Source organism: Micromonospora sp. HNM0581, assembly GCF_012726175.1.
In the GTDB taxonomy this organism is placed as follows: Bacteria; Actinomycetota; Actinomycetes; order Mycobacteriales; family Micromonosporaceae; genus Micromonospora.
Map to the genome: position 1 here is coordinate 122080 of NZ_JAASAD010000008.1, position 10503 is coordinate 132582.

Annotated in this window: 9 protein-coding genes; 5 read left to right on the plus strand and 4 right to left on the minus strand. The window is 66.3% G+C overall.

What is annotated here, in order from left to right:
- Nucleotides 1–53 precede the first annotated feature (53 nt).
- Both HCA58_RS12630 and HCA58_RS12635 read left to right on the plus strand, forming a co-directional pair.
- Entirely contained in the window at nt 54–905 is an 852-nt protein-coding gene (locus tag HCA58_RS12630; RefSeq protein ID WP_169597991.1) for a fumarylacetoacetate hydrolase family protein, read from the plus strand.
- 245 nt (nt 906–1150) lie between these two features.
- A complete protein-coding gene (locus HCA58_RS12635) occupies nt 1151–1924 on the plus strand; it encodes a polysaccharide lyase family 7 protein (protein ID WP_169597992.1) in 774 nt (257 codons plus the stop codon).
- A 50-nt stretch (nt 1925–1974) separates the two neighbouring features.
- Here HCA58_RS12635 and HCA58_RS12640 read toward each other — a convergent pair whose 3' ends face one another.
- The 4 genes from HCA58_RS12640 to HCA58_RS12655 form a co-directional block, all read right to left on the minus strand.
- Entirely contained in the window at nt 1975–3927 is a 1953-nt protein-coding gene (locus tag HCA58_RS12640; RefSeq protein WP_169597993.1) for a chondroitinase-B domain-containing protein, read from the minus strand.
- A gap of 133 nt (nt 3928–4060) precedes the next feature.
- Complete coding sequence (locus tag HCA58_RS12645; RefSeq protein ID WP_169597994.1) at nt 4061–5221, minus strand: polysaccharide lyase family 7 protein; 1161 nt, start codon at nt 5219–5221, stop codon at nt 4061–4063.
- A gap of 105 nt (nt 5222–5326) precedes the next feature.
- Nucleotides 5327–6079 carry a helix-turn-helix domain-containing protein gene (locus HCA58_RS12650; protein ID WP_169597995.1) on the minus strand — a complete coding sequence of 251 codons (753 nt, stop codon included), beginning with the start codon at nt 6077–6079 and terminating at the stop codon, nt 5327–5329.
- A 10-nt stretch (nt 6080–6089) separates the two neighbouring features.
- Entirely contained in the window at nt 6090–7151 is a 1062-nt protein-coding gene (locus tag HCA58_RS12655; protein ID WP_169597996.1) for a LacI family DNA-binding transcriptional regulator, read from the minus strand.
- Nucleotides 7152–7410: 259 nt separating this feature from the next.
- Here HCA58_RS12655 and HCA58_RS12660 point away from each other — a divergent pair, with 259 nt between their 5' ends.
- The 3 genes from HCA58_RS12660 to HCA58_RS12670 are packed head-to-tail and all read left to right on the plus strand — an operon-like array spanning nt 7411 to nt 10496.
- The gene (locus tag HCA58_RS12660) at nt 7411–8691 is read left to right on the plus strand and encodes an ABC transporter substrate-binding protein (RefSeq protein WP_169597997.1); all 1281 of its coding nucleotides are present in this window, start codon (nt 7411–7413) and stop codon (nt 8689–8691) included.
- A 1-nt stretch (nt 8692) separates the two neighbouring features.
- Complete coding sequence (locus HCA58_RS12665; RefSeq protein ID WP_169597998.1) at nt 8693–9643, plus strand: sugar ABC transporter permease; 951 nt, start codon at nt 8693–8695, stop codon at nt 9641–9643.
- Nucleotides 9633–10496, plus strand: coding sequence for a carbohydrate ABC transporter permease (locus tag HCA58_RS12670; protein WP_169597999.1), 864 nt, complete (start codon nt 9633–9635; stop codon nt 10494–10496). The genes HCA58_RS12665 and HCA58_RS12670 overlap by 11 nt, the downstream gene beginning before the upstream one ends.
- The last annotated feature ends 7 nt before the right edge of the window (nt 10497–10503 follow it).

Below are 10503 nucleotides of genomic sequence, written 5' to 3' on the forward strand. Positions count from 1 at the left end.
CCAGTGGGCACGTGGGGCCGCTGTCCGCGAGCTGCGCCGAGAGGACGTGGGACATGAGGTTCATGCGAGTCGGTGCCCTGGGCAGTGAGCGGCCGGTGCTGCTCGCCGACGGCCGCCACTTCGACCTGGCGGGGACCGCAGCGGATATCGACGGTGCCTTCCTCGCCGGCGGAGGCGTCGAGCGGGCCCGGGCCGCCCTGTCGGCAGGGAAGCTGCCGGAGATCGACGTCACCGGGATGCGGGTAGGCGCTCCGATCGCCAGGCCCGGCACGGTGGCGTGCATCGGGCTCAACTACGCCAGACACGCCGCAGAGTCCGGCGTCGCCCCGCCTGCCGAGCCCGTCGTCTTCCTCAAGGCGTCGAACACGGTGGTCGGCCCGTACGACGACATCGTCATCCCGAAGGGTGCGGCGAAGACGGACTGGGAGGTCGAGCTCGCGGTGATCATCGGTCGCCGGGCCCGCTATCTGGCCTCACCCGCCGAGGCCGATCAGGTCATCGCCGGGTACGCGGTCTCCAACGACCTGTCCGAGCGTGGGTTCCAGATGGGCGACTCCGGTGGGCAGTGGGCCAAGGGCAAGAGTTGCGAGGCGTTCAACCCGCTGGGGCCGTGGCTGGTCACCGCCGACGAGATCGACGACCCGCAGCGGCTGACGTTGGCGAGCTTCGTCAATGACGAGCCCCGGCAGGCTTCGACCACCCAGGACATGGTCTTCGACGTACGCCACCTGGTGTGGTATCTCAGCCAGTTTCTGGTGTTGGAGCCGGGCGACGTGGTCAACACCGGTACGCCGGAGGGGGTCGCGCTGTCCGGTCGATTCCCCTATCTCGGTGAGGGGGATGTGGTGCGGGTGAGTATCGAGGGCCTGGGCGAGCAGCGGCAGATTTGTCGCGCCGCCTGCTGATCCGATCGGCGGTGGTCGGTCGCCGACCGCTGCGCGCACGTCTTCACCCGAACGGACCGTAATCTCTCATTGACGTTTTCCGTCGGGTCTTCTAATCTCGCCCGGCACCGGCTACGCGCAGTTCACAACTGTGAAATCTCCGTCGCCAGGGCCACTGCGGGAAAAGTGCGACGGAGTGCAGTGGTTGATTGACTGCGCGGTTGGCCACCACCACCACCACCACCACCGGAAGGAAGTAACCCGTCATGAACGTCCTCGGTAAGCGCAGAATCGCCTCGTCGCTACTGGCGACCATGGCAATTCTGGTTACGCCCGTCATCACCGGAAACGGCGTTGCCGCAGCCGCAGCCCCCTGCGACCATCCCGCCCAGCAGCTCAACCTGAAGAACTGGAAGGTCACTCTGCCGACCGGATCCTCCGGGTCGCCGACCGAGATCAAGCAGCCTGCGCTGGCCACCTACTCGGTCAACCCCTGGTTCATGGTGAACGCTGCCTGCACCGGGGTGCAGTTCCGGTCGCCGGTCAACGGTGTGACCACGCCCAACTCCAGCTACGCTCGCTCCGAGCTGCGGGAGATGACCAACAACGGCACCCAGAACGCGTCCTGGTCGGCTACCTCGGGTACCCATACCATGACCTTCAGACTGGCGTTCAACAAACTTCCGAACGACAAGTCCCACGTCGTGGGAGCCCAGATTCATGACGGCGACGACGACGTGACGGTCTTCCGACTGGAAGGCAGCAGCCTCTACATCACCAAGGGCAACACCACCCACCACAAACTGGTGACCAACAATTACAAGCTCCATACGGTCTTCGAGGGGAAGTTCGTCGTCAGCGGCGGTAAGATCAGCGTCTACTACAACGGCGTACTCCAGACGACAATCTCGCACTCCGCGTCCGGCAACTATTTCAAGGCCGGCGCATACACCCAGGCGAATTGTGGCAACTCGTCGCCGTGCAGTAGCTCGAACTACGGCCAGGTGAGCATGTACAAGTTGCTCGTCACGCATTCCTGACGAGCCATCGTGTCGGGGTCTCCGATCACAGGAGACCCCGACATCTCTGGTCAGGACGCGTCGACGCCGACGTCGGCGGCGGTGAGGGGACGTCGACCGACCGCGGCGCCGGACAACTCGTCGGCGCCGACGTCGGCGGTTGCGCTCCGCAGCTGACCGTCCATGTCCTGCGTCAGGAACGGGTAGCTGCCCGTAGCGGTGTCGACCGCGGGACTGCCGGGGGCGATCCGGTACACCTCACCCTGCCTCGTCAGGAGAGGGTCGACAGTTCGGACTCCGACGGTCTTTCCCACGTTGGCCGCCCCCGTCGGCCAGGCGATGTTGCCGGCGTACGTCATGTTCCTGGGAGTTCTCAGCTCGTTGACGAGCGTGCCGTGAGCGCCGACGATGATGTTGTCGGCCACGACGCTGTCGACCGGTGCGTGGGCGTAGTTGGCGCCGATCTCGATGTTCGACACGTTGTTGACGAACGTGTTGTGCACCGCGGTGGCCCGGTAAACCCGCCAGTGGGCGGAGAGTGCGCCCGAGGTGTCCACGTCTCCGCCGTCGAGTTGCAGCGCGGCGTCGTAGCCCGTACCGGTCAGTCCTTCGAAGTGGTTGTTGTAGATCTTGTGGTCCTGGCCGTAGACCCGAACGCCACCGGTACCGGCCTTGCCGCCGCCGAGGAAGAAGTTGCCGTACACCTGACTGCGGTTGCCGTGGCGTAGTGACAGCGTGCCCTGCGAGGTGCGGAAGGTGTTGTACCGCAACGTGTTGTCGTTGCTCTTCACGGAGATGATCTCGGGGTCGCCGTCACAGTTCTCGAACAGGTTGCTCTCGATCGTGGTGTGCCCGCTCGACTGGGAGATCGCGCTCCAACCGACTCGGATCGCCTCCATCTCGTTGGTGGCGCGGGGACCGATGTTGCGGAAGTGGTTGTGGTCGATCAGGTCGTACTGGGACTGCTGGGTGGTCGATCCGTCGATGGTGATGAAGTTGCCGAGCTGGCGTTTCTCCTCGAACAGGTTGTGGTCGATCCGGTTGTGGTGGCTGTTCGCACCCTGGATGACGATCCATTTCAGAGAGCTGGATTCGGCTAGTCGGAAGTGGTTACGGCTCAGTCTGACGTGGTGTGAGCCGGTGATCTTCAAGGTGTTGCTGTTGCGCCAGGCCAGGCCACTGACGGTGACGTACGACGAGTCGAGCACTTCGAGCTGACCGCCGGTGACGACCGCCCCGCCCCGACGGGCCGCCATGATCGTGATTGGTGCGTCGGCGGTGCCGTGCCGTCCGTTGAGTTTGCCGATCGAGTAGTCGCCGTCGGCAAGCAGGATCGTGTGGCCGGCTGCGGCATTGGCCATCGCGTCGCTGAGCTGCGCCGACGAGGACACGTTGACGATCGTGGCGCCGGGCGGCGGCGTGCTCGTCGTCGGTGCCGGGCTCGGGGTGACTGTGGGCCGTGGGGTTGGCGATCCGGTCCCGCCCGGGCCGGGTCCGAGGATGTCCACCTCGGTGATCGAGGTCCACCCGTTCTGGCTGTTGCCGTAGCCCTGGATGCGTAGGTACCGGCCGGTGGCGGCGGAGAATTCGTAGGTCTCGGGCAGCGACGTCGCCCCCGAACTGGTCCGGGTCGGGATGACGGTGGTCCAGCTCGTGCCGTTGGTTGAGGTCTGCACGGTGAAGGTCGTCCGGCGTTGGTCGCCCCGGTACCACGCCACTGTCACCGCGCCCGTCGTGACGGCCGAGCAGAGGTCGTAACGAATCCAGACGCCGTCGCCGTCGGCGGACCAGCGGGTCCCGAGGTCGTCGTCGCGTGTGTTCGCCGGTACGTTTCCGTCGTTGCCGCTTGCGCTCACCTCGCAGACAGTCAGCGGCACGGCGGTGGGCGCCGCGAACCGGAGGGGCCCGGCCGGGGCACCGGCTGCGGGTTTCGTGGCGGTCAGAGCGGGCAGTGCCGCGAGAACGCCTGCGGCGAGTGCTGCGGCGACGACCGCAGCGTGCGGGCTCAGCTTCGTCGGACTCATCGAACCTCCATTCACTTATGCAAGATCGTTGATGTTTGAGGTGGGGTTGCTCCAGCGTCGATCGAGTGGGCGCGGGCGGACCCGCGGACACGAAGTGGCCGCCCGGGAGCCGTGGCTCCCGGGCGGCACGCGGTCAGGAGTGGGTGACGCTCAGGCCGAAGATGCGGGTCTGTCCGTAGTTGCCGCTGCTGCACGGCGAGGAGTTGGCGCAGTTCGCCTGGGTGTAGGCGCCGGCTTTGAAGTAGGCGCCGGAGAAGCTCTTGGTGATGGTCGTCTGCAGAACGTTGTTGTAGTACGCCTTCACCTGGCCGCCGCTGACCACGAACTTGGCCTGGAAGCGGGTGCCGAGCTGGTAGTTGTTGGTGATCAGGTGGTAGTGCGTGTCGTTGTCGTTGGTGACGTAGAGGCTGCTGCCTTCGAGCCGGAAGACGGTCACGTCGTCGTCGGAGTCGTGGATCTGGGCCACCACCACGTGTGGCTTGGTCGAGGGCAGTGTGTCGAACACCGCGTCCACCACCAGGGTGTGGGTACCCGAGGTCGACGACCAACTCGCGTTGCTCGACCCGTTGTTCGCCATCTCGCGTAGCTCCGAACGGGCATAGCTGGAGCCGCTCGTGGTCACCCCGTTGACCGGGGAGCGGAACTGAACCGACTGGCACGAGTCGGCGGTGACGAAGTAGGGAGAAACCTGGAAGCTGTCCAGAGCGGGTTGCTTGATCTCGGTCGGGCTACCGGAGGATCCGGTCGGCAGGGTGATCTTCCAGTTGGTCAGGTTGAGCACGTCGGCAGGGACGGTGCAGTCGCCGCCGCCGGTGCCGTCGGTGCCGTAGACCTTCGCTTCGGTGATGCTGTTCCAGTCGTTGGCCGTGTTTCCGTAGCCGACGATGCGTACGTAGCGGGCCGACCGGTCGGTGAAGTCGTAGTTCTCCAGCTGGGTGGTGCTGCCGCTGCTCTGCCGCTGGGGCACGACTGTCGTCCAGGAACTGGCGTCGGTCGACGTTTGGACGGTGAAGGTGGCCTGCCGCTGGTTGCCGTTGTACCAGGAGATGCCGACCGAGCCGACCGGCTTGCTGGCGCCGAGGTCGAGGCGGATCCACGAGCCGGCGCCCAGGGCCGACCAGCGGGTGGCGAGGTTGCCGTCGTTGACGTTCGCCGGCACGTTGCCGTCGTGGGAGCTGGCCGTGACGGCGGTGACGGGTAGGACGGTGGCGGCCTGTGCCGGTGCGGCGGCGAGCGTCGCCGTGGCGAGGAGGACGAGGGCGGCAGGCAGCGCGATGGTGGTGGTTCGTCTCATTAGGGATCCTTCAACTAGGAGTTCCTATATGTGAACTATGTCGCACTAGTGCCGAGTGACCATAGAAGAAGATGACTGCCGGGTCAACGCGAGATTTCAAGATTGTTAGAGCCGGCCGGCCAGGCCGGCGGTGATCGCCGCCCGAACGGTTGCGGCGATCTCACTGGCCCGCGACTCCGTCAAGGCGTCCGGGGCCGCGCAGACGCCGACCGCGTCGTACGGGCCGAGTGTGGGTGGGGCTGCCACCGCCACGCCGGTCCCGTGCTCCGGGCCGGTCGGTCTCATGTCGACCGCGTGTCCGCGTTCGACAGTCCGAGCGAGATCGTGTTGCAGCGCGTCGAGGGCCGAGGGTGTCAGCGCGGCCGAGGCGGGCAGCATCCGTGTCAGTGACACGTCATCGCTCGTGGCCCGGGCCAGCACCACCCGGCCTATCGCAGTGGTGTACGCCGGGGAGGGCCAACCCGCGCGGAGCATCGGACGAACGTCGGCCTTCTCCCGGGTCAGTAGGCAGACCATGTGCCCACCGACGAGCCGACCCAGCTGGACGCTGGTGTCGAGTTCCCGGTGCAGCCAGTCGACGACAGAGGTGAGACGCCGGACCGCACGATCGGTACGCAGGTAGGCGGCACCGGTACGCAGCGCCTGGACGCCCAGTCCGTAACGGGACCCGCCGGAATCGGTCTCCACCCACCCGCGCTGCACCAGGGTGCGGAGCAGGCCGTGCATGCTGCTCTTCGGGATTCCGAGGTCCCGGGCTAGTTCCACGAGGGTGCGCCGGTCCGGCATGGCGGCGAGCAGTTCCAGCAGCTCGACGGTGCGGTCTGCCGACTTGACCCGGGGGGCGCCGCCTGTCGTCATCGTCGTGTTCCTACTCCCTGGGGTCGGGCGCCGGGCCGGTCGAGGCGCGTACCACGAGTTCCGGTCGAAGCAACAGCGACTGGCTGGGGCCGGTGTCGGTCTCGTCGATCCGGGAGCGCAGGTGCCGGAAGGAGACCGCCGCCATGTCGCCGATCGGTTGGCGGACCGTGGTCAGGGGTGGTGCCGCGAGGTCGGCGAGCACGATGTCGTCGAAGCCGACCACGGAGACGTCCTGACCCACCCGGAGCCCGGCATCCCGAATGCCGGCACTGATGCCGAGGGCGCACATGTCGTTGATGGCGACGATGGCGGTGGGTGGCTTGTCGGAGTGCAGCAGCTCGTGCGCGGCGGCCCGACCGAGTCCGGCGGCGTCGAGATCACCGTACGGCTCCTGTTCCGCGCCGCCGGACCAGACGATCGCCTCGGTCGGATCCATTCCGGCCTGTTCCAGTGCGTCGGTGAAGCCGCGGAACCGCTCCCGACGGTTGACGCTACGCAGCGATCCGGAGACGAACGCGATCCGCCGGTGGCCGAGTTCCAGCAGGTGGGCGGTGGCAAGGTGGGCGCCCACCACGTTGTCGACACTGATGTTGACCAGGGAGCCGGGATCGCCGGCCTGGGCGGTGCGGTCGAAGGCGACCAGGCTGAGCCCGGCGGAGACCAAGGGCAGCACGTGGTCCAGCGAGGGCAGTGACGAGCAGAGGACGACGCCGCGGATGCCGTCGGCCCAGAGTTCCTCCAGGTACCGTCGTTCCCGGTCGGGCTCCCGTTCGCTGTTGCAGAGCAGGACGTGGTAACCGTCGGCCAGCGCCGCCCGCTCCAGGTAGCGGGCGAAGTTGCCCCAGAACGGGTTGGCGACCGAGGGCACGATCAGCCCGACCACCTGGATCTGGCCGGTGCGCAACTGTCGGGCGGCACGATTCGGGCGGTAGCCAAGTCGGTCGATCGCGTCGGCGACCCGGGTCCGGGTCTGGGGGAGCATCCGACCGGGGCGGCCGTTGAGGAAGTTCGACACGGTGCTGGGCGAGACGCCAGCCTCTCGGGCCACCTGGTAGATCGTCACACCACTCACGCCGAGCTTCTCCCGTTGGTTCAGACGGAACAAAACGATCAGAGTGTAGGGGTTTACGGCAGGATTACTCCTCCTGGCCTACTCAGTTAAGCCGGTGTTTCGCTGCCGTGTCCAGCCATTGACATGCTTCCGCCCTACTCCTAGCCTTGCTGCATCGTTCCACCGGTAAATCGATGCATGAACACTTGCTCGCACTCCGAACCGCGACGTGAGCGGTTACCCAGGGCGGCGCGGTCGCGCTGCGGGAGGGAAGGCCAGGATGACCAGGACAAGGGGGAGTCGGACGCGTGCGCTGACGGTGGCGCTCGTCGCGACACTGTTCGCCACCGCCTGTGGCGGTTCGGCGCCCGGCAACGACGACGAGACCAGCGGCACGATCCGGCTGCTGACCCCGATCTTCGAGGGCACGGACGGCAAGACCGTGCTGGAGAAGCAGCTCGGCGACTTCAAGGAGAAGTACCCGGACATCACCGTCGAGGTGGACTACACCTCGTACGGCAAGCTCAACGAGAAGCTGACCACCTCGATCGCCGGTGGCCGGCCGTACGACGTGATGCTGATGGGAGTCGGCTGGATTCCGCCCTTCGCGGAGAAGGGCGCGCTGGCGGAGCTGGACGAGAGCAGGCAGGAGCTGACCCAGCGGTACAACGAGCGGGTGGTCGAGCCCGGCATCTACCAGGACAAGGTCTACGGCCTGCCGATCATGCTGGACACCCGGTTCGGTCTGTACCGTAAGGACATCTTCGCCGAGGCGGGCATCGCCGCCCCACCGAGCAACTTCGCCGAGCTTCGGGAGATCGGCCGCAAGCTGACCGTCCGGGACGGCAGCGGCAAGCTCACCCGGGCCGGCGTCGACATCCTCTCCAACGATCTGCGGCAGACGTTCCTCCCGCTGATGTGGGCCAACGGTGGTGACCTGTGGGCCGCCGACGGGCAGCCGGCCTTCAACAGCCCTGAGGCGGTCGGCGCGCTGCAACTGATGACCGACATCATCCGTACCGACAAGAGCGAGGACTTCGGCTTCACCCAGCCCGGGGCCACCGGCCTGCCGTTGGCCCAGGGACGGGCGGCGATGATGGTGGGTCACAACAACCATCTGCTGGCGATCGAGGAGCAGGCTCCGGAGCTGATCAAAGAAGACAAGATCGGCTTCTTCATGATCACCAACGAGCGTCCCGCGATGTTCCAGGGTGGCACCCTGGCCACCGTCTCGGCGAAGTCCCAGCGTCCGACCGCCGCCAAGGCTTTGGTCGGCTTCCTCACCGACGAGCAGGCATCGCTCGCCGCCAACGAGCAGCGGGGCAACGTGCCGGCCCTCAACAGCCTGGCGGATTCCGAGTACGTGCAGAGCAACAAGGCGGCACAGTTCGCCATGGCCAACCTCGACGCCGCCTACTCCGAAGGTGGGGTGCCGGCCTGGTTGGAGATCCGGGGCGACTTCAAGGCGGCCATCGAGTCCGCGCTGCTGGGTCAGAAGACCCCGCAGCAGGCTCTCGACGAGCTGGTGGTCAAGGCCCAGGCAGCGATCGCCAAGGGTTGACATGACCAGTACCCTCGAATCTCCGAGCGTGGCGCCCGCGAGTCGGGCGCCACGCCCGCCCCGCCGCCGCCGAAGGCTCGGCGCCGAACGCCGCCGCGCGGCGTACCTGATGCTGGCCCCGTCGGTCATCCACCTGATCTGGTGGATCGGCCTACCGGTGGTGGCCACCTTCGGCCTGGCCTTCACCAACTACGACGTCATCGCCGGCACCATCGAGTGGGCCGGCCTGGACAACTTCCGCGAGATCTTCGCCGACGACATCTGGAACCTGTCGATCTGGCACACCGTCGTCTTCACCTTCTTCACCGTGCCGGTGGCGATGGCGATCGCGGTGGTCATCGCGGTGCTGCTCAACCAGCGGATCAAGGCGCTGGCCTGGTACCGTGCGGCGTTCTTCATGCCACACATCACCGCCACCGTGGCGATCGCGCTGGTCTGGATGTGGATGTTCGAGCCCAACCTCGGGCTGTTCAACCTCCTGTTGGACCGGGTCGGGGTGAACGGGCCGGCCTGGCTGTCCGACCCCGACTGGGCGATGCCGGCGGTCATCCTGGTCAGCATCTGGAAAGGCATCGGCCTGAAGATGCTGATCTACCTGGCCGCCCTGCAGAACATCCCGCACGACCTGTACGAGGCGGCTGACATCGACGGCGCCTCCAGTGCCCGCAAGTTCTTCGCGATCACCCTGCCGTTGCTGAAACCCGCCACGTTCTTCGTCTTCATCGTCTCCATGATCGACGCGTTCCAGGTCTTCGACCAGGTGTACGTGCTGACCCCCGACGGCGGCCCGGCGAACTCGACGACCGTGATGACGTACGAGATCTACCGGACCGCGTTCGGTGAGTTCGACATCTCGGCGGCCTGTGCGCAGAGCGTGGTGCTCTTCGCCTTCCTGCTCGTCCTGACGGTGATCGGTCGTCGGCTGACCGGAAAGGACGGCGATGAAGCGTAAGTTCGACGCCCGTTGGGTGCTGCACCTGCTGCTCGGCCTCGGTGGGCTCATCATGATCGTGCCGTTCGTCTGGATGATTCTGACGTCGCTCAAGAGCCGCGCCGACATCGCCGCCTACCCACCACAGCTGCTGCCCACCGAGTGGGTGTGGAGCAACTACCAGGCCGCCCTGGACTACGCCCCGTTCGGGACGTACTTCCGCAACAGCCTGCTGATCGCCATCGGGCACACGGCCATCAATTTGATGTTGGCTACGATGGCCGGGTACGCGCTGGCCCGGGTGCCGTTCCGGGGCCGGACCGTCGTGTTCATGGCAATCCTGGCGATGATGATGATCCCCACCTACACGAAGATCGTCCCGCAGTACCTGATCGCGAAAGGTATGCCGTTCTTCGGGGGTAACGACTACCTCGGCCGGGGCGGCTACGGCTGGCTCGACTCGTGGTGGGTCCTGATCATCCCGGGAGCCCTCACCCCGTTCGCGATCTTCCTGTTCCGGCAGTTCTACCTGTCGCTGCCACGGGAGTTGGAGGAGGCGGCCCGCATCGACGGGATGGGCGAGTTCGGGATCTTCGCCCGGGTGATGACCCCGCTCGTCAAACCCGCGATCGCCACCGTCGCCCTGGTCACCTTCGAGAACAGCTGGAACAACTTCCTCTGGCCGCTGTTGGTCACCACCCGCGACGACCTGCGGGTCATCCAGGTCGGTCTGGCCGCCTTCCAACTGGCCGAGCGGACCGAGTGGTCCTACCTCATGGCCGGCTCAACGCTGGCCACCGTGCCGATGATCGTGCTGTTCCTGTTCGCCCAGCGCTACTTCGTGCAGGGCTTCGCCACTGCCGGAATCAAGTAAGAAGGAG

What these genes read in the sequence shown, in the direction of transcription:
- HCA58_RS12645 (WP_169597994.1), bottom strand. Translation starts at nt 5,221, where the DNA reads ATGAGACGAACCACCACCATCGCGCTGCCTGCCGCCCTCGTCCTCCTC.
- HCA58_RS12630 (WP_169597991.1), top strand. Translation starts at nt 54, where the DNA reads ATGAGGTTCATGCGAGTCGGTGCCCTGGGCAGTGAGCGGCCGGTGCTG.
- HCA58_RS12665 (WP_169597998.1), top strand. Translation starts at nt 8,693, where the DNA reads ATGACCAGTACCCTCGAATCTCCGAGCGTGGCGCCCGCGAGTCGGGCG.
- HCA58_RS12640 (WP_169597993.1), bottom strand. Translation starts at nt 3,927, where the DNA reads ATGAGTCCGACGAAGCTGAGCCCGCACGCTGCGGTCGTCGCCGCAGCA.
- HCA58_RS12635 (WP_169597992.1), top strand. Translation starts at nt 1,151, where the DNA reads ATGAACGTCCTCGGTAAGCGCAGAATCGCCTCGTCGCTACTGGCGACC.
- HCA58_RS12650 (WP_169597995.1), bottom strand. Translation starts at nt 6,079, where the DNA reads ATGACGACAGGCGGCGCCCCCCGGGTCAAGTCGGCAGACCGCACCGTC.
- HCA58_RS12660 (WP_169597997.1), top strand. Translation starts at nt 7,411, where the DNA reads ATGACCAGGACAAGGGGGAGTCGGACGCGTGCGCTGACGGTGGCGCTC.
- HCA58_RS12670 (WP_169597999.1), top strand. Translation starts at nt 9,633, where the DNA reads ATGAAGCGTAAGTTCGACGCCCGTTGGGTGCTGCACCTGCTGCTCGGC.